This is a genomic window from Providencia sp. (genome assembly GCF_003533305.1).
Lineage (GTDB): Bacteria > Pseudomonadota > Gammaproteobacteria > Enterobacterales > Enterobacteriaceae > Providencia.
In genome coordinates this window covers 149,320-170,308 of the sequence record NZ_DOEH01000015.1, presented here as the reverse complement: position 1 = coordinate 170,308, position 20,989 = coordinate 149,320, and the positions used below count along the sequence as shown (strand labels likewise).

Here is a 20,989-nt window from a genome sequence, read left to right as displayed (position 1 = left end):
ATGCCAATAACCAATACATCCACGACTAGACCACAAGAAATTGCGGCTATTGACCTAGGTTCTAATAGTTTTCACATGGTGATTGCACGTATCGTTAATGGTGCATTACAAGTGCTTACTCGCTTAAAAAAACGAGTGCATCTTGCTGACGGGCTCAGTGATACCAATGAACTTAGCGAAGAAGCAATGGAAAGAGGGCTAGCTTGTTTAGCGCTATTCGCTGAGCGCTTACAAGGTTTTTCACCTGAAAACGTTTGTATCGTAGGTACCCATTCATTACGTGTGGCAACGAATGTAAAAGATTTTTTGCAGCGCGCTAAAGGCATAATGCCCTATCCCATTGAAATCATTTCAGGACAAGAAGAAGCGCGATTGATTTTCATGGGTGTTGAGCATACTCAACCGGAAAAAGGCCGTAAACTGGTTATCGATATTGGTGGTGGCTCGACTGAGCTTGTCATTGGAGAAAAATTCGAGCCTCTGTTAATTGAAAGCCGCCGGATGGGATGCGTCAGTTTTGCCCGCAATTATTTTCCTAATGAAACCATTTCGTCTGAAAATTTTAATCGAGCCTACCTTGCAGCCTGTTTGAAACTTGAAAATGCCGCTATCTTATTTAAAAAACAAAGCTGGGATGTCGCGATGGGCGCTTCAGGTACCATCAAAGCGGTACACGCAGTGTTGCTCGAAATGGAAGAAAAAGACGGTATTATCACCCGCGAACGACTTGAAAAAATAAAACAAATGGCCTTGAAGTATAAGTCATTCTCTGCGGTAAATATTCCCGGTCTTTCTAATGAACGCAAACATGTTTTTGTCCCCGGATTAGCGATTTTAATTGCTGTCTTTGATTCACTTAATGTTAAAGAATTACGCCTTTCTGACGGTGCCTTACGTGAGGGTGTTCTCTATGAAATGGAAGGTCGTTTTCGCCATCAAGATATCCGCCAACGCACTGCACTAAGCCTAGCGGAGCACTATAATATTGATAGAGAACAAGCCAAGCGAGTTCTCAAAACGATGGAAGAACTTTATTATCAATGGGGTAAGCAAAATCCCAAACAGTTAAATCCACAACTTGAATCAATACTTATTTGGGCAGTCATGCTGCATGAAGTAGGTTTGAGTATTAATCACAGTGGTATGCATCGACATTCCGCTTATATTCTCCAGAACACTAATTTACCCGGATTTAATCAAGAACAGCAATTACTGTTAGCGACACTGGTTCGTAATCATCGCCGAGTGATTAAATATGATGATATTCCGAAGTTTAACCTTTATAAACGAAAACAGTTTATGCCGTTAATTCAAATTTTGCGGCTATCGATACTGTTAAATAACCAGCGCCAATCGACAACGACCCCATCATCGCTAAGAATAGAAACCGATGATGATCATTGGAACCTATTTTTACCTGCTGAATATTTAACGCGAAATGCACTTATGCTACTCGACCTTGAGAAAGAAAGTGCTTATTGGGAAGATGTGCCAGGTTGGCAATTAACCATCAGCCCAGAATATGAGTAACTTCAATCTATCATTTGTAGTGATTTAAACTTAGCTATTTGACTTATAAATATAAAATTGACTACCTTATTACTCATATATTTGATATTTTGCCGGGATCGGTGACAATGGTAGTAAGATATTTCGTCAATTAGCAGACGGATTAGTTTAGAAGCGCCCTTAGCGCTCTTATTGTTTTAAGGATTAAAATGTCACAACATGCTTTTTCTAACGATGCGGTATCAACAGTAAATCCGCACTCACAAAAACTGGCGCATATCCGCCAGCAGATCCTAACGATATTTTTGGATGACGAAGAATTCGTTCATCGCCTTGTTGAAAAAGATCAACATGTCGATAGTGATGACAAAGCATTTAGTGAAAAAGTCAATACTGTAAAAGAGTTGCTACTTGACCTCCACACCGCCGATATTGCAGATATTTTAGAAATGCTGCCTTACGATGAGCGTCTTGCTTTATGGCGTCTTGTCGATAATAACGACCGTGGTGAAGTGTTAGTTGAAGCTTCTGTTGCCGTTTGGGACAGCTTGATTAAAGATATGTCCGATAGAGAACTTCTACGGGCCGTCGCCAATTTACATGTTGATGAGCAAGCCTATATTGCCGAACATTTACCTCGCGATACCATGCGTAGGCTGCTCACCTATTTAGACCCAAGTTTACGCAGCCGTATACGTGAAGTTTTGCAATATGCAAAAGACAGTGTCGGCCAGATGATGGATTTTGAATTCGTTACCGTGCGTCCTAATGTCACCTTAAAAACAGTGCAACGCTATTTGCGTCAACGCGGAAAAATTCCTGAAGCCACAGATAAAATTTTTGTTGTCGACAACAATAATTACATTCAAGGGGAGCTTCCACTTACCACAATACTGATCCAATCCCCTGAAAAAATTGTCGCGGATGTGATGAAAACCGATACGGTCACCTTCTTACCCGATGAAAAAGGGGAAGATGCGGCAAGTGCGTTCGAACGGTATGACTTGATTTCTGCCGCGGTGGTTGACAGTAATGGTCTGTTGATGGGACGACTGACTGTTGAAGACATCGTTGATAACTTAAACGAAGAAAATGACAATAGTATTCGTCGTATGGGTGGATTAAGCGCCGAAGAGGACGTCTTTGCACCTGTAGGACAAGCTGTTAAAACACGTTGGGCATGGCTTGCAATTAACCTTTGTACTGCATTTGTCGCCTCTCGTGTTATCGGTGTATTTGAAGATACTATCTCTCAGCTAGTGGCCTTAGCGACACTCATGCCGATAGTCGCTGGGATCGGGGGTAATACCGGTAACCAAACCATTACGATGATTGTCCGCGCAATTGCCCTACACCAGATCCGAAATAATAGCTTCTCATTCCTTTTAGTTAGAGAGCTTGGTGTCGCCATGATTAACGGTGTCGTTTGGGGAGGAATTATGGGTGTTGTCACCTACCTTCTCTATGGCGACCTCGCGATGGGTGCCGTCATGACGCTCGCGATGATACTGAACTTACTGATGGCCGCCATTATGGGTGTATTAGTGCCATTCCTTATGCTCAAGATCGGTAGAGATCCCGCGATTGGTTCAAGTGTGATGATCACGGCTATCACTGATACCGGTGGTTTCTTTATTTTCCTTGGTCTTGCCACCCTCTTCTTGGTTTAGCGCTTTATTCAAACATGCTCAGCTTCCTTCTGGGCATGTTTTTTTTACAATCCCCCAGTTTATATTTTCATACTACTTAATCAAACTAGCCAGACAGCAATAAACAGGTCATTTAAACTTATTCTATTTATTCAAATAGATTTATTCGCTACTACTATTAGTTGTAATTAATGTCATGAAATAGGTTTCTCCCCTTATTATTTAAATAAAAAGAGTAACAATTCATTTATTTTCTATAAATTATAGCCTTAAATTACCAACGCCAATATACGATCGTCTGCCAAATTGTTATTATTAACATCATATAATGTTATTTATCCTCACATTGAATGCTTAAACCATAAAAAATCAACTAATAAGAATGTTATGCTTGTTTTAACAGTCGAGGTTTACAGAATATGAAACTTTCTGCTATAAATGAGGGTATGCAAAAGATACACAGTATTAACTAGGTTCATCCATCCAACGTTTTATACCGCTTATCTGCACACAACTAATATTAATTAATCACTAATATATTTATTCAAAGCAAAAATAGCTTGTCATTTCCCATCAATATTTTTGGGTATTTTAGAAGGATAGTATTATGTCATCGCAAACAACCGGCCAGCCCTCGGCAAGACCCTTGGGTAAAGAAGATTATAAAACATTAGGCTTATCCTCATTAGGCGGAACCCTAGAATTTTATGATTTTGTTATTTTCGTCTTTTACGCAAAAATCATTTCTCAACTATTTTTCCCAGGAGACAATGAATTTCTTGCACTAATGGCGACGCTAGGTTTGTTTGCTGCGGGTTACCTTGCCCGTCCTCTTGGCGGTATTATTATGGCCCACTTTGGCGATAAAATTGGCCGTAAAAAAATGTTCACATTAAGTATTTTCTTAATGGCATTTCCGACCTTTGTTATCGGCTTTTTACCAACTTATGCCACGATTGGTGCAGCTGCACCTTTACTATTATTATTAATGCGTATTATGCAAGGCGCAGCAATTGGTGGTGAAATGCCAGGCGCTTGGGTCTTTATTGCAGAACATACCCCTAAACAACGTTATGGTTTAGGCGTTGGCACATTAACCTCGGGCATTACCGGTGGTATTTTGCTGGGCTCTATTGTCGCAATTATTATTGAACGTTCTTATACTTCACAGGAAGTTCATGAGTTTGCTTGGCGTATTCCTTTCATTCTTGGTGGTATTTTTGGTTTTATCTCTGTTTATTTGCGCCGTTTCTTACAAGAAACACCGATATTCAAAGAGCTAGCCGCAAAAAAAGCCTTATCTCAAGAGTTACCTGTAAAAACAGTCATTCGCTCTCATAAACAAGCTTGTATGATAACCGCAGCATTAACGTGGTCATTATCAACCGCGATCGTTGTTACAATTTTAATGACCCCTGATGTGGTGTTAAAGGGCATCTATAATATTGACCGTAATATTGCGCTGCAGGCAAACTGCGCTGCCACCTTAACGCTAACTTTAGGCTGTATTTTCTGGGGATGGCTAGGTGATAAAGCGGGTACTCGCGCATCAATGACTTTTTCTTGGGGCGGCCTTGCAGTAACAGCAATTTATTTTTACTCGTCTTTATCTACAGATATCGCAGCCAATACTTTGATTTTTAACTATGCCTTAATGGGATTCTTTGTGGGGGCTATTGCAACGACGCCGATTATCAGTACTCGTGCGTTCCCACCTGAGATTCGTTATTCTGGATTATCATTTGCTTATAATGTGGCTTATGCGATTTTCGGTGGATTGACCCCAATTTTGACAGGTGCTTGGTTACAACAATCCCATATGGCACCCGCTTATTATGTCGCAGGCGTATCATTGTTAGCAGTGGCTGTTGCTTATGTACCTCTTTCTTGGAAAGGGTGGACAGCCAACAGTTCTAAAATTGATGACGGTGCCAAGGTGTTAAATACCAGCACCACACATTAGTTAACCATACGTTTTAGTCGTGCAAAAAGCAGGGAAATACATTTTTCCTGCTTTTTTTATTCCTTTTTTCATGAATTTTAAGACATTAACTAAAATCAAAAATCAAAGGCGTATTATTTAAATATTCAGGTAATATTTTTTTATTATTAGGAGTTAACATTTCACTTTCATCAATGCTATTTATTAACGAACTTAGCATTTCAGCATAGATTATTTTATCATTGACAAAGGATTGTTCTCGATGATCCCTAGCAAATATTTTTTTTGACTTAGCATTATCTAAACTATTTTTTATTTTGATTCGTTGTTGTTCATAGCTTGCTTTCTCCGCTTTAAGTGAGTCCAGTTTCTCTGGATCAGTTTCTGTTTTAATTACCCGTGATAAAAAATTAATATCATTACTTAGTTCTATGTATTGATTACTATAACTAGGTCCTTTATAGGGTTTACCTGCTTCAATTTTGAGGTACTCTTTTTCTATTTGTCTTATTTTTTTTATCATTTGATGTAAATTTGATTTCAAACTGGCATTCATATTTGCTATTTTATTAACATTCCCGCTTAATTCTTCTGGCAATTTTTTTTTAAAATGATAGTTACCAATAGATACTTCCATATAATCTTTGATATATTCGTTATTATTAAAATCAAAACTCACTTCCTTTAATGCTTGATCTCTATCAGTCTTACAATGAAATCGACTTCTCGTACGCCGAATAAAATTGTCCACATGCAAAAAGGTAAAGTGCAATCTCTCGGTATTTTTAGTGAAATTATTTTCAATATTACTAATAGCCTTGCAGAGCTCATTATATATTATTTCATCTTTATATTTTTCAATCTGTTCTTTCATTACATTTATTTTAACTTCAAAAATTTCCTTATATTTTTCAATCCTACTTTTTGTTTGTTTGATTTTATCTTCAAGATCAGATAACTTGATTTCTATGTTGGTTAATTTATTTATATTATTTTCTTCACTATCACTTTTCAAAAAGTCCATAAACGGAACTCCTTTTTATTTTCATTACACTCCCCTCTCCCTTATCAAATTAAATATTAGTAATTAAAGACTCTAAATCGATATACTTTGATTAAAAGGATGTAGTCAGACTATTTCATACCTTAATCATTAAATTAAGGTGCAGATAATAGATTATTGGAAATTAAAATACCGGCATTGCCATTTCAATAAAATTGAAATAATTAACAGTTGTTGTTTTAGAATCTATGCAACTTTTTTCTATTGAATTGAAACTACAGACAAAAGACTCTAATATCCCGATTTGCTTTTGTGAATCAACATCAGAAATAAACTCTTCTTTACTCTCCACCTTTTCTTGAGTAACATTAGGCTCCCCCATTTCTTTTTCTAAATCAATTGATTCATACTCCATACGTACGATTCGGATAACCTCTAATTCACTTTCTATAGCTTCAATTTTTCTTTCTTTACGTTTAATAATACGATTATAATAAGCTATATTTTCTGAATCTTTATTGCTAACTTTAGCTTTTAACTCAATCAGTTCTTTAGATATTTTTTCTTTTTCATTAGAAAGAATACCCCTTTCAATTTTATAATCAACCTGTAGATTTTGATTGTAGTCATCTATATAAAAATTTTGCACGGCATTATCTAAATTAACAAGCCAAGAAGTAATCTCATTATATTTAGCATTAAAATGATGACAACTATCCGATATTTTATTCATTAATTCTTCTTTCTTCTTTGTCATTTTAGGCATTTCAATATATTTACTAACATCATCATCCACAGTTAAAGCTCTAGGCTCTGAGCTTAATTTTAATTGCTCTATTCGTGTATCAAAAAAATTAGTGCTATTTATGCTAGAGATATAATTTTCTATTTCTGCCTTTTGTTTTTTATAATCATATTCATAAGAATAATAGATATTCTCCATTTGGCTGATAATGGCTATATTTTTACTATATTCAACAAGACTTTCAGCATCATTCAATTGCTGATTTTTCTTTACGCCTTTTTCATATTTCTTAATATATTTCCATTGATTTTTTAAATGTTTTTCCATTTTATTATAATTTTTATTTGAATCTCTTTGAAACCTTAGGGCTTCAATTTTTAAATTAATAACATAATTGATTTTCACTTCATTACCATGCTTCATACTTTAAGCCTCATTTTTAGTTTTTTTGTTAATTTTTAATAATTAACCATTAGAAATTTTTCATTTAATGATATTTATTATTTTCCCTATCAAATTAAGATGTTAACAATTAAAGGACTTTAAATCGATGTATCTCAATTCAAGGGAAGTAGACTGATATTCTGCAGCCTTAATGATTACATTAAGGCTGCAAATAATAGGTTACTGAGAATTAAAATACAGCTAGTGGGCATTCAATAAATGATTCGGCATAGCTGACTGCTTTTTCAAAGTCCATGGAAACTGTTTCTACTTGGTTGATACTATTGGATGAAGACACTAACATTTCGATTTGCGCTTGATTGAGACCACTAAATGAAGACACTAATGTTTCAATTTTCTTATGTGAATCTACACCACAAGCAGCCACTACTTCAGTTGCCGATTCAGTCATTACTTCAATTGGCACTTCAGTCACTAATTCAGTTGCCAATTCAGTCACTAATTCAACCGCTACTTCAGTCATTACTTTAATTGGTACTTCAGTCATTACTTTAATTGGTGCTTCAGTCTCTGATTCAGTTGCCAATTCAGTCACTAATTCAACCGCTACTTCAGTCATTATTTCAATTGGTACTTCAATCACTACTTTATCCGTGCCCTTTTCTTCGTAAATATTAACTCCATGGTCAGTAGCTTTATGGGCAACAACTTCACGACCGAGACTCAATAAAGTTGTAATATCAAGAATATCCATTAATTAAATCCTTTTAAAGTTAGTTTAAAAAAATATTGTGTGGCCTTTCTGTAACGAGCATTTAAACAATATAATTCTCATATTCAATAAACTAATTTTTAATTTATATAATTCATTGTGAATTATATTTTAGCCCAATCAAGATAATGATAACCGATTGAATTTAAACAAATAAAATGTTCACGCTTTGATTTGGAGATATTCCTAAACTAGTTTTCTTCACTTACAAAGTGCTAACCAAACAATTATGTATATATAAATTGACACTAATTCATATTTCCTCCATTTTTCTTTGTACCTATCACGCTAAACTATTACTATGTTATTTGTGTAACTGACTCTTTTTCAGTTAGTTTTTTGCTCTAAAAACGAACTGACTTTATCCACTTTTTGCGTTGAGCGACTTACCCAAAATGAATAAACAAAATCGCCGTACTACTTTGACTCGCTGCGCTATCGTTGTTGCCATTATTGCGGCAGCTGGTGCAGGCTGGTATTTTTATCAACATAATAATCAAGCAGATACCTCAAATTCTGCCGCTGGAGCCAAGCCAAATCAGCAACAAAAACCCGGTACAGGCGGTAGACCACCACGCGTTTTAGCGCCCGTACAATTTGCGACCGCTGAAGAAAAAGTAGTGCCTAGATACTTATCTGGCCTTGGCACAGTACAAGCCGCCAATGTTGTGACTGTTACGAGCCGTGTTGAAGGGCAGCTAATGGCGCTTTATTTCACCGAAGGACAATATGTCAATGCAGGTGATTTACTCGCGCAAATAGATGCTCGCCCATTTGAAGTTCAATTAGCCCAAGCCGAAGGGCAATTAGCAAAAGACAAAGCTATTTTAGCCAATGCACGATTAGATTTAGCTCGTTATCAAAAATTGGCAGGCACCAAAGTTATTTCACAACAAGAGCTTGATAACCAAAAAGCGGCTGTTTTACAGGCCGAAGGCAGCATTAAAGTCGACCAAGCGGCCGTCGATAACGCCAAATTACAGCTGACATACAGTAAAATTACAGCCCCTATTTCTGGCCGTGTTGGTTTAAAACAAGTGGATACGGGCAATTTTATTTCAGCAGGGACATCCACACCTATTGTTGTGATTACACAAACGCAACCTGCTGATGTGTTATTCGCCCTGCCTGAAGGTGATATCCCCGCCATTCAACAAGCGCAGTCATCAAGTCAGAAAGTGATTGTTGAAGCATGGGATAGAAATAATGTCGCCATGATTGCCGGTGGTGAGTTACTGAGTACGGATAACCAAATCGACCCAGCAACGGGTACATTAAAAATTAAAGCGCGTTTTACCAATGAAGAACAAAAACTTTTTCCAAACCAATTTGTGAATGTAAAAATGCAAGTTGAAACCCTACAGAATGCCGTCGTGATCCCAACAGCAGCATTACAAATGGGTAATGAAGGACACTACGTCTGGATACTCAGTGATGACAATAAGGTGACAAAACATAATGTGGTTGTCGGCATGCAAGATAGCCAACAAGTGGTCATTGAAAGTGGCTTAAGTGCTAAAAGTAAAGTCATTACTGATGGCGTCGATAAATTAACGGATGGCACCAGTGTTGAGGTTGTTAATCCAGTGCAAGTGGCGCGAAAATCAAAAGAGCCCAGCTCAGAAACAAGAAAAAATAATAGAAACAGCGCGGAGAAAGCGTAATGCAACCTGAAATGATGAAAGGTGGCGGCCCTTCTCGCATCTTTATTCTGCGCCCTGTCGCGACCACATTATTTATGGTCGCTATTTTACTTGCGGGTATTATTGGTTATCGTTTCTTACCCGTTTCCGCTTTACCCGAAGTTGATTACCCAACAATTCAAGTGGTGACGTTATATCCCGGCGCCAGCCCTGATGTCATGACCTCAGCGGTAACTGCACCACTCGAAACCCAATTTGGACAAATGTCTGGGCTTAAACAGATGTCCTCCCAAAGTTCAGGTGGCGCATCTGTTATTACGCTCATGTTCCAACTGACCTTACCGCTTGAAGTCGCTGAGCAAGAAGTCCAAGCGGCAATTAACTCGGCAACAAGTTTATTACCATCAGATTTACCCTACCCACCTATCTATAATAAGGTCAACCCTGCTGATCCTCCTGTTTTAACACTGGCAGTAACCTCTGATGCAATGCCGCTCACTCAAGTGCAAGACATCATTGAAACGCGAGTTGCTCAAAAAATATCACAAGTTAATGGTGTTGGTTTAGTAACACTTGCTGGCGGGCAACGCCCTGCGGTTCGCGTAAATTTAAATCCCCAATCAATGGCAGCTAAAGGTTTAGATAGCGAAACGATCCGCAGTGCAATTAATAATGCCAATGTGAACTCCGCAAAAGGCAGTTTTGATGGGCCAACACGCTCGGTCACTCTTTCAGCTAACGATCAGATGAAATCCCTTGAGGACTATCGCAAGCTTATTATCGCATACCAAAATGGCGCACCCGTTCGCCTTGGTGATATAGCCACCATAGAACAAGGCGCTGAAAACGCCTACCTTGGCGCTTGGGCAAATACAGAACACGCAATTGTTATTAATGTTCAGCGCCAACCTGGTGCGAATGTGATAGAAACAACGGATACGATCCGTTCTTTACTACCTGAATTAATTGAAAGTTTACCAAAATCCGTCAATGTTGAAATTTTAACCGACCGCACTAGCACGATCCGCGCCTCGGTCAATGATGTGCAATTTGAATTACTATTAGCCATTGCATTGGTTGTTATGGTGATTTATTTATTTCTACGTAACGGTATTGCCACACTAATCCCCGGTATTGCGGTGCCCTTATCGCTAGTTGGCACATTCGCAGTAATGTATTTTTGTGGTTTTTCCGTCAATAACCTGACGCTAATGGCATTAACCATTGCTACAGGCTTTGTTGTCGATGATGCGATTGTTGTTATTGAAAATATATCACGCTATTTAGAGCAAGGAGATAAACCACTCGTTGCCGCATTAAAAGGTGCCGGCGAGATAGGTTTTACGATTATCTCACTCACATTTTCCCTTGTTGCAGTGCTAATTCCGCTATTATTTATGGGGGATATTGTCGGTCGCCTATTTAGAGAATTTGCGATTACCTTGGCAGTGGCAATTTTAATTTCTGCTGTGGTGTCGCTCACACTCACACCGATGATGTGCGCTCGCTTGCTAAAACCTGAATCTCAGCACAAACACAACCGTTTTGAGCTTGCCTGCGAACGCTTCTTCGACAAATTAGTTGCAGGGTATGCGATATGGCTTAAACGTGTTCTTAATCACCAGTGGCTGACGTTATCTGTTGCTTTAGGCACTATGGTACTGACCGTTTTGCTGTATATGTGGATACCTAAAGGCTTTTTCCCTTTGCAAGACAGTGGAATTATTCAAGGTTCGATTGAAAGCCATCAATCTATTTCATTTTCTGCTATGTCGCAGAAGCAGCAAGAAGTCGCCAGTAAAATACTCGCTGACCCTGCCGTCGATAACGTCACTACTTATGTGGGGGTTGATGGCAGTAATGCCACGTTGAATAATGCTCGCATTCAAATTACCTTAAAGCCGCTCGATGACCGTGAAGATCGGGTTAGCGCGATTATTACTCGCTTACAAAGCGCTGTAGATAATATTTCTGGCGTCAATTTATACTTGCAACCCATGCAAGATTTAACGATTGATACACAAGTCGCTCGTACACAATATCAATTTACACTGCAAGCAGGTTCCCTTGATGAATTAAGCACTTGGGTACCTAAATTATTGAATGAGCTTGAGAAACAACCTGAATTAACGGATATCAGTAGCGACTGGCAAAACAAAGGCCTAGTCGCTTATGTCAACGTTAATAGAGATACTGCTAGCCGTTTTGGTATTACCATGTCAGCGATTGATAACGCTCTGTATAATGCATTTGGTCAACGGATGATCTCAACCATTTATACACAATCGAATCAATATCGCGTCATTTTGGAGCACGATACCCAAACTCGGGATGGAATGGATGCATTAAATGATGTTCGCTTAAAAGGGACGGATGGTGCCATTGTGCCATTATCTACCTTAGTAAATATTAAAGAGGGTTATGGACCACTCTCTATCAATCATCTTGACCAATTCCCTGCGGTGACATTTTCATTTAATGTATCTGACGATGCTTCACTTGAATCTGCCGTTAAAGCCGTAAAAAATGCTGAAGCACAAATTTCGATGCCTAAATCGATTACCACTCAATTCCAAGGAGCGACTCTCGCCTTTGAAGCCGCACTCAGCAGTACTATTTGGTTAATTGCCGCCGCAATTTTAGCTATGTACATCGTATTAGGTATTTTATACGAGAGTTTTATTCACCCTATCACTATTCTCTCAACGCTACCAACTGCGGGCGTAGGAGCACTACTCGCATTAATGATGGCAGGTAAAGATCTCGATGTGATTGCCGTCATCGGTATTATTTTGCTAATTGGTATCGTGAAAAAGAACGCCATCATGATGATTGACTTTGCTCTCGCGGCCGAGCGAGATAAAGGCATGTCACCTTATGATGCTATCTATCAGGCTTGCTTATTACGTTTTCGTCCAATCCTCATGACCACAATGGCGGCCTTGCTAGGCGCATTACCACTGATGTTAAGTACTGGTGTCGGCGCTGAATTACGTCAACCATTAGGAATTTGTATGGTGGGTGGTTTGATTATGAGCCAAATTTTGACGTTATTTACCACGCCGGTGATTTACCTGTTGTTTGACGGCTTATCAAACCGCTGGAAAACGCGTTCTCAAGCAAACAAGGCGCAGGAACTATAATGAAACGCTTTTTCGCTCTGTTTGTCAGTCGACCCGTTGCGACCACGTTAATTAGTGTGGCTATCACTCTTTGCGGTGCATTAAGCTTTATGTTCTTACCTGTGGCTCCTTTGCCACAGGTTGACTATCCCGTCATAAACGTGACGGCGTCACTTCCCGGTGCATCACCTGAAACGATGGCCTCATCCGTCGCAACACCCCTTGAGCGTTCTTTAGGCAGTATTGCGGGGATCAGTGAAATGACCTCCAGTAGCGCGCAAGGCCGCACAACCATCACCCTAGAATTTAATCTCGATAAAAATATTAATAATGCTGCACGAGAAGTTCAAGCCGCTATCAATGCTGCACAATCTTTGCTCCCAAGTGGTATGCCAAGCCGACCGCGTTATTACAAATCGAATCCATCAGACGCCCCTATCATGATTTTGACACTGACGTCAAAAACCATGAATACCGGTGAAATTTATGATATTGCTTCAACGCGATTAGCCCAGCGGATCGCCCAAATTGAAGGTGTCAGTGAGGTATCTGTCGGTGGGGGCTCATTGCCTGCCGTACGCGTTGAACTTAATCCTACCGCATTGTTTAACCAAGGTGTTTCATTGGATGCGGTGCGCTCCGCGATTAGCAGTGCCAACGTTCGTCAGCCCCAAGGCTACATTAATAACGATGACAATCGGTATCAGGTACAAACAAATGACGAATTAAAAAAAGCGGCTGATTATCGCCCCATCATTGTTCATTACAATGCCGGTAATGCGGTCAAACTCAGTGATGTGGCTGTCGTTAAAGACTCTGTTGAAAACGTTCGAGCTGCCGGTATGGCCGGTGGGGAACCCGCTATTTTGATTGTGATCCGCCGCGAAGCTGGCGCTAATATTATCGAGACCGTCAATCGTATTCGCGATGAGTTACCTGAATTTAGAGACATGATCCCTGCGGCGATTAATTTAGAAGTTGCCCAAGATAGAACACCGACAATCAGAGCCTCTCTTGCCGAAGTCGAGCGCGCATTATTAATTGCTATTGCCCTCGTCATATTGGTTGTTTTACTGTTCTTACGTTCTGGGCGTGCAACCTTAATCCCTGCTATTGCAGTGCCAGTTTCGCTTATCGGTACATTCACCGCCATGTATCTGTGCGGTTTTAGCCTAAATAATCTCTCGTTGATGGCATTAACGGTAGCAACGGGCTTTGTTGTCGATGATGCCATTGTCGTACTCGAAAATATTTCACGACACATCGAAAATGGGAAAAAGCCCTTTATTGCAGCGATTAAAGGGGTTCATGAAGTCGGTTTTACCGTCGTTTCTATGAGTATTTCGCTTGTCGCTGTTTTCATTCCATTATTATTAATGGATGGATTAGTGGGTCGATTATTCCGTGAATTTGCTATCACCCTCGCCACCGCTATTGGGATTTCATTGGTTGTCTCTTTGACATTGACCCCCATGATGTGTGCTTATTTGCTCAAAAAGCGAGGTAATAAAACCAAAGCAAAAAATCGCGGTTTTGGTCGAGTACTTATGCGCTTACAAGAAAGTTACGGTGTCACATTAAATTGGGTGCTGTCTCATCGCCGTAGTGTGTTAGCTATTTTATTTATGACTATTGGGCTAAATGTTTACCTCTATATTGCGATCCCTAAAGCCTTTTTCCCTGAGCAAGATACGGGACGCATCATGGGCTTTGTTCGCGCAGACCAAAGTATTTCGTTTCAATCCATGAAACAGAAAATGACCACTTTTATGCAGCAAATCAATGCGGACCCCGCGGTCGATAATGTGACCGGATTCACCGGAGGTAGCCGTGTGAATAGCGGTTTCATGTTTATTTCATTAAAAGATCTTAATGAACGAAATGAAAGCGCAACCAGTGTCATGAACCGCTTACGAATTAAACTGGCTAATGAGCCCGGTGCGAATTTATTTATGATGCCCGTTCAAGATATTCGGGTCGGTGGACGGCAAGCCAATGCCAGTTATCAATTCACGCTACTGGCCGATGAATTATCTGCGCTACGAGATTGGGAACCAGCCATTCGTAAAGCACTCGGAGAATTACCGCAACTGACCGATGTTAACTCAGATAAAGAAGATAAAGGTGCTGAAATGGCGCTGACCTATGATAGAGATCTGATGGCACAGTTAGGTATAGATGTCCGCGAGGCCAATAATTTACTGAATAATGCCTTTGGTCAACGTCAAATCTCAACCATTTATGAAGCGATGAATCAGTATAAAGTGGTAATGGAAGTTGCTCCTGAATATACCCAAGATGTCAGCTCATTAGATAAAATGTTTGTGATTAACAGCCAAGGTCAAGCAATCCCGCTATCCTACTTTGCACGTTGGGAGCCAGCAAATGCGCCGTTGAGTGTCAATCACCAAGGGCTATCTGCCGCATCAACCATCGCATTTAACGTGGCTGACGGTTATACCCTTGATGACGCGATTTCTGAAATTGAAAAAACCATGACAGCTTTAGGCGTGCCTTCCGCAGTGCGTGGCACATTTGCGGGTACTGCGCAGATATTCCAAGATACGTTAAAATCGCAATTATTTTTGATTTTTGCCGCTATTGTGACGGTTTATTTAGTGCTTGGTATTCTCTATGAGAGCTATATTCATCCACTCACCATTTTATCAACGTTACCGTCAGCAGGGGTTGGCGCATTACTGGCACTTGAATTATTTGACACACCATTTAGTTTAATTGCCCTCATCGGCATTATGCTATTGATAGGTATCGTCAAGAAAAATGCCATCATCATGGTTGATTTTGCTATTCAAGCTCAACGAAATGCCGGATTAACCGCTCGTGAAGCCATATTCCGTGCCAGTTTATTGCGTTTTCGCCCTATCGTCATGACAACCTTAGCCGCCATCTTCGGTGCATTACCGCTTGTCTTAGGCAGTGGTGATGGCGCTGAGTTACGTCAACCTCTTGGGATCACTATTGTCGGTGGGTTAATTATGAGCCAGTTATTAACTCTGTTTACAACGCCGGTCGTTTATCTCAGTTTCGATAGCCTAAGACAACGTTTCGCACGAAAAAATAAGCTGACCGATAAAGCACCGGAGGCAAATAATGAAGTTTAGGTTAAATAGCGTCAGTACACGCCTTTTCCTAGCCATTTTCGCAACATGCTTATTATTAGTGGTCACGATGCACCAAGGGGTGCGAATGAGCTTTCAGCACGGCTTTCTTGGCTACATCAAAGAAAATGACCAGCAGCGTGCAGAGCTTATTTCAAGTGCATTAGCCGAACAATATGAACTCTCCGGAAATTGGATGTTTTTATTAAGCAATGACCGCGCTTTTTTCAATATATTGCGTGCAGTTGAACATCAACATCGCAATAGCAAACCCAATAATCATAAGCGCTGGCGTACAGTTTTTTGGGTTTATGACAACAAAGATCGGCTAATTTTTGGTCGTGATGTTCCCTTACCTAACAATGTTATTCGTGAGCCTGTGGTCACGGGTAATGGGGATACCGTGGGTTGGTTAGTCGCGAGCTATGAAAATGGCATCAATAATGAACTTGATCAACGCTTTGATGAACAACAACTGTATACCAGTTGGATTATCGCCGGTCTTTCCCTCTTTGTTGCTCTGATTGCGACCCTATTCCTTGCCCGTGGATTTTTAAGGCCAATCAAACGGTTACTAGAAGGCACCAACCAACTTGCGAGAGGCGACTTTTCTGCTCGAGTTCCCGATGTGGGGCGTGATGAGCTCGGCCAATTAGCCAAAGATTTTAATCATCTGGCCTCAACACTTGAAAAAAATGAACAAATGCGCCGCGATTATATGGCCGATATTTCTCATGAATTACGTACGCCATTATCGGTATTACAAGGTGAATTGGAAGCGGTGCAAGATGGGGTTCGTCAAGCAACTCCCGAAACCATTAACTCTCTCTTAATGGAAACGCAAACGCTTATTAAACTGGTTAATGACCTCCACCAGCTATCGCTCTCAGATAGAGGTTCATTAGTTTATCGTAAACAACCTGTTGATATTATTCCTCTTATTGATATGGCTATAGGTCAAGCCCGCTGGCGATTAGAAGATAGAAAATTGACCTTAGAACGTCATTTTATCGAGCAATGCATTGTTTTTGCTGATCCTGACCGTCTTACCCAGCTATTTTATAACTTAATGGAAAATAGCCTACGTTATACCGACCCTATGGGTAAAATTATCATTCAGGTGACACAAGAAAATAACCAACTGGTCATTAACTGGGAAGATAGCGCCCCCGGATTAACAGTAGAGCAATGTAACCATCTATTCGAACGTTTCTACCGAGTAGAAGAATCGCGTAATCGCGCCAGTGGTGGTTCCGGTTTAGGGCTAGCAATTTGCTATAATATTGTTGAGGCGCATAATGGCAGCATACAAGCAAGCTCGTCTGATTTAGGCGGCGTACGCATTACCGTTCGGCTACCTATCCCATCGAAGGAAAAAGAATAGTGATAACAACTGACTCAACCAGTGCACATGTTCTCATCGTCGAAGATGAACCAAAACTTGGACAACTTTTATTTGATTACCTACAGGCGGCGGGCTACTTACCCGCCTTACTTGCTCGAGGCGATGAAGTTATCGATTATGTGCAAGCCACACCGCCTGATTTAATTTTACTGGATTTAATGTTACCAGGAATGGACGGACTAGCGGTTTGTCGTGAACTGCGCAAATTTAGTGAAGTCCCCATCGTCATGGTGACAGCAAAAACAGAAGAAATCGACCGCCTCTTAGGTTTAGAAATTGGTGCGGATGACTATATTTGTAAACCTTTTAGCCCACGAGAAGTAGTCGCTCGAGTTAAAACAATTTTACGCCGCTGCCAGCGTGCCATCACACCAGAAAAGAACCATACACAATTAATTATTGATGAAAATGCCTACCAAGTTCGTTATGGCGATAAACTTTTAGAATTGACCCCAGCTGAATTTCGTCTATTAAAATTCATGTCTGATAATACAGGTACCGTATATTCACGCGATCAACTATTAGATATTTTATATGATGACCACCGCGTGGTGACTGATAGAACAATTGATAGTCATGTCAAAAATTTACGACGAAAATTGGAATATCTGGATAACGAAAAAACATTTATTCGCTCAATTTATGGATTAGGCTACAGATGGGATGAATACTGATAAATTACCCTTTTATTTGATAACAAAATTATAACCTTATTTTTTACAAGGGAAATTTGGCATTTCCCGATTTTAGCGTTAAAATCCCCCTTCATTTTATTATGTACCTAAATAATTCAAGATATCTATCACTGATGTAACTTGAATTATCATAGGTATAAATACTGACTCTATTGAGTGAGTACTGACCTGACATCAGACTGAGAATTATCATGTTTACACCCGAATTATTATCCCCAGCAGGTTCTTTGAAGAACATGCGTTATGCCTTCGCCTATGGTGCTGATGCTGTTTATGCGGGACAACCTCGCTACAGCCTACGTGTTCGCAACAACGAATTTAACCATGAAAATCTAGCTAAAGGCATTCAAGAAGCCCATGACCTTGGCAAGAAATTTTATGTGGTCGTCAATATCGCACCACACAATGCCAAACTAAAGACCTTTATCCGCGATTTAACACCTGTGATTGAAATGGGTCCTGATGCCTTAATTATGTCTGACCCCGGATTGATCATGATGGTGCGTGAAGCCTTCCCTGAAATGGACATTCACTTATCCGTACAAGCGAACGCAGTTAACTGGGCATCGGTCAAATTCTGGAAACAGATGGGACTCACCCGCGTTATCTTATCTCGCGAACTTTCTCTTGATGAAATTGCAGAAATTCGTCAACAAGTTCCTGAAATGGAATTAGAGGTTTTCGTTCACGGTGCCCTGTGCATGGCCTATTCAGGTCGTTGTTTGCTTTCCGGTTATATTAATAAGCGTGATCCTAATCAAGGGACTTGTACTAACGCATGTCGCTGGGAATATAAAGTTCAAGAAGGTAAAGAAGACGAAATTGGCAATATCGTCCATGTCCATGAACCTATTGCAGTGAAAAATGTAGCACCGACGCTTGGTGAAGGTACACCGACAGATAAAGTCTTTATGTTAGAAGAAGCCATGCGCCCAGGCGAGTATATGACCGCCTTCGAAGATGAACATGGCACTTACATCATGAACTCAAAAGACTTACGAGCTATTGAACATGTTGAAAATCTAACAAAAATGGGTGTTCACTCCCTCAAGATTGAAGGTCGTACTAAATCTTTTTATTATTGCGCACGCACTGCACAAGTTTATCGCCGTGCCATTGATGATGCCGTTGCTGGTAAACCTTTCGACCCGACCTTATTATCAACACTAGAAGGTTTAGCTCATCGTGGCTATACAGAAGGTTTTTTGCGCCGCCATACCCATGATTCATATCAAACCTATGAATACGGCTATTCTGTTTCCGATACTCAACAATTTGTCGGAGAATTTACCGGTAAGCGAGTTAATGGTCTTGCTGAAGTTGATGTGAAAAATAAATTTAGTGTCGGCGATAGTTTAGAAATGATGACGCCTGCGGGCAATATTGTCTTTACCTTAGATTCACTAACCAACCGTAAAGGTGAATCGATTGAGGTTGCTCCGGGGAATGGCCATATTGTCTATCTACCAATTCCTGACGATGTTGATGTCAGTTTTGGTTTGTTAATTCGTAATTTACCAGGAACAACAACCCGTGATCCTCATCTAGCAGATGCCGCGGCCAAAGCCTAACGACTAAAAATAACCCATTAGCCAAAAATTCATATCTAGCTTAATTTATTGCTAGCTGATTGAATTTTTGGCTTTTTGTTATTAAAAAATAGATTAATGTCTTATTAACCTAACATTTCATGCGATAGTCCATATGAGAACCATTCTCGTTATTGACAACTTAGTGTAAAAGTGCACTGAATATCTAATTTTATGCAATAGATCACATCAATTAGCTATTCAATATCGTATAGTCACTATCGAAAACGAAGAACTAGAAAGTCGTAAAATAAGACTAGGAACCACCTCCTTGGCTAGCTCAATCTCCCTTGAGCTAGCCATTTCTTTTATCTACTCTTCGATCCACGTTTTATCTCTCTCCCTTCTGTAAAAATAATGCAAATATTCCCTTTTCTCACTACAAAGCCTTTATACTTTTAATTAAGATAAAACGAATAAGGAAAACTTGCGCATGAATAACCTCCCATCAGCTATGATTATTCTTAATGGCAAGCAATCAGCTAACCCTGAGCTTCGTAAGGCAATTACTCATCTTCGCGATGAAGGACACACAATTATCGTACGCATCCCTTGGGAGCCTAAAGATACCGATGTGTTTATTGAACAAGCACTCACCCAAGGAATCGATACCATTGTTGCAGCGGGCGGTGATGGCACCATCAACGCGATTTCCTCCGCTTTAATGAAACTGCCCGCCAAGAACCGTCCAATTATGGGTATTTTACCCATGGGAACCGCCAATGATTTTGCCACGAGCGCAAATATCCCGGCTGATATCGAACAAGCTCTCGCTTTAGCGGTAAAAGGAAAAGCCGTGGAAATTGACTTAGGCCAAGTCAATGAACATTATTATTTTATGAATATGGCAACCGGTGGTTTTGGTACACGCATTACCACGGAAACACCCGAAGCATTAAAATCAGCTTTAGGCGGTGCAGCATATGTAATTAATGGATTATTGCGCCCTGATACATTGAAAACGGATATCTGTAAGATTGAAGCTGACAATTTCAGTTGGGAAGGCGAAACGTTAGTCGTTGCTATCGGAAATGGCCGCCAAGCCGGCGGTGGTCAGCAATTAACACCTGCGGCGCTAATTAATGATGGCGTTTTAAATCTATTAATTGTGCCCGCAAGAGATGTGATACCCGCTTTACTAACTAATCTATTTTCTTCTGATAGAAATCAGCATCTCATTGAAAAAACAAGCACATGGATAAAAATTTCATCGCCTCATAATATGGTTTTAAACCTCGATGGTGAGCCACTTTCTGGGGATAATTTTACCTTTACATTGATCCCCAATGCATTGCGTTGTCGGCTACCACCACAATGTAATTTATTACTGTAGTGAGCCTTTTTCTTAACAATATTGCATTTACGTAATCGCCCTCATTTCTCATAACACT

General features: G+C 40.1%; 13 protein-coding genes. 10 read left to right on the top strand and 3 right to left on the bottom strand.

From position 1 onward, the window contains the following. The 3 genes from ppx to DD649_RS08170 all read left to right on the top strand — a co-directional run bounded on the left by ppx (position 1) and on the right by DD649_RS08170 (position 5,121). A complete protein-coding gene (gene ppx / locus DD649_RS08180; protein WP_294105779.1) occupies positions 1 to 1,530 on the top strand; it encodes an exopolyphosphatase in 1,530 nt (509 codons plus the stop codon). A 188-nt stretch (positions 1,531 to 1,718) separates the two neighbouring features. Next, positions 1,719 to 3,179, top strand: coding sequence for a magnesium transporter (mgtE, locus tag DD649_RS08175; protein ID WP_294105776.1), 1,461 nt, complete (start codon positions 1,719 to 1,721; stop codon positions 3,177 to 3,179). A gap of 586 nt (positions 3,180 to 3,765) precedes the next feature. Next, positions 3,766 to 5,121, top strand: coding sequence for an MFS transporter (locus tag DD649_RS08170; protein WP_294105774.1), 1,356 nt, complete (start codon positions 3,766 to 3,768; stop codon positions 5,119 to 5,121). Between the two features lie 85 nt (positions 5,122 to 5,206). On the opposite strand, the gene DD649_RS08165 is transcribed toward DD649_RS08170, so the two are convergent. The 3 genes from DD649_RS08165 to DD649_RS08155 all read right to left on the bottom strand — a co-directional run bounded on the left by DD649_RS08165 (position 5,207) and on the right by DD649_RS08155 (position 8,007). After that, complete coding sequence (locus tag DD649_RS08165; RefSeq protein WP_294105772.1) at positions 5,207 to 6,124, bottom strand: hypothetical protein; 918 nt, start codon at positions 6,122 to 6,124, stop codon at positions 5,207 to 5,209. A gap of 163 nt (positions 6,125 to 6,287) precedes the next feature. Then, positions 6,288 to 7,271, bottom strand: a complete 984-nt coding sequence (locus DD649_RS08160; protein ID WP_294105770.1) for a hypothetical protein — start codon at positions 7,269 to 7,271, stop codon at positions 6,288 to 6,290. Between the two features lie 211 nt (positions 7,272 to 7,482). Further along, positions 7,483 to 8,007, bottom strand: a complete 525-nt coding sequence (locus tag DD649_RS08155; protein ID WP_294105769.1) for a hypothetical protein — start codon at positions 8,005 to 8,007, stop codon at positions 7,483 to 7,485. Between the two features lie 413 nt (positions 8,008 to 8,420). Here DD649_RS08155 and DD649_RS08150 point away from each other — a divergent pair, with 413 nt between their 5' ends. The 7 genes from DD649_RS08150 to yegS all read left to right on the top strand — a co-directional run bounded on the left by DD649_RS08150 (position 8,421) and on the right by yegS (position 20,931). Continuing rightward, the gene (locus DD649_RS08150) at positions 8,421 to 9,689 is read left to right on the top strand and encodes an MdtA/MuxA family multidrug efflux RND transporter periplasmic adaptor subunit (protein WP_294105767.1); all 1,269 of its coding nucleotides are present in this window, start codon (positions 8,421 to 8,423) and stop codon (positions 9,687 to 9,689) included. Continuing rightward, complete coding sequence (locus tag DD649_RS08145) at positions 9,689 to 12,811, top strand: MdtB/MuxB family multidrug efflux RND transporter permease subunit (protein WP_294105764.1); 3,123 nt, start codon at positions 9,689 to 9,691, stop codon at positions 12,809 to 12,811. The genes DD649_RS08150 and DD649_RS08145 overlap by 1 nt, the downstream gene beginning before the upstream one ends. Further along, entirely contained in the window at positions 12,811 to 15,912 is a 3,102-nt protein-coding gene (gene mdtC / locus DD649_RS08140) for a multidrug efflux RND transporter permease subunit MdtC (RefSeq protein WP_294105761.1), read from the top strand. The genes DD649_RS08145 and mdtC overlap by 1 nt, the downstream gene beginning before the upstream one ends. Further along, positions 15,902 to 17,293, top strand: coding sequence for a two-component system sensor histidine kinase BaeS (baeS, locus tag DD649_RS08135; protein WP_294105758.1), 1,392 nt, complete (start codon positions 15,902 to 15,904; stop codon positions 17,291 to 17,293). Before mdtC ends, baeS begins: the two co-directional genes overlap by 11 nt. Next, positions 17,293 to 17,988: a two-component system response regulator BaeR gene (gene baeR / locus DD649_RS08130; protein WP_336429895.1), complete on the top strand. Its 696-nt coding sequence runs from the start codon at positions 17,293 to 17,295 to the stop codon at positions 17,986 to 17,988. The genes baeS and baeR overlap by 1 nt, the downstream gene beginning before the upstream one ends. 212 nt (positions 17,989 to 18,200) lie before the next feature. After that, positions 18,201 to 19,580, top strand: coding sequence for a tRNA 5-hydroxyuridine modification protein YegQ (gene yegQ / locus DD649_RS08125; RefSeq protein WP_294105753.1), 1,380 nt, complete (start codon positions 18,201 to 18,203; stop codon positions 19,578 to 19,580). A 451-nt stretch (positions 19,581 to 20,031) separates the two neighbouring features. After that, on the top strand, positions 20,032 to 20,931 hold the full coding sequence (gene yegS, locus DD649_RS08120; RefSeq protein WP_294105751.1) for a lipid kinase YegS: 900 nt from the start codon (positions 20,032 to 20,034) through the stop codon (positions 20,929 to 20,931). Positions 20,932 to 20,989 lie beyond the last annotated feature (58 nt).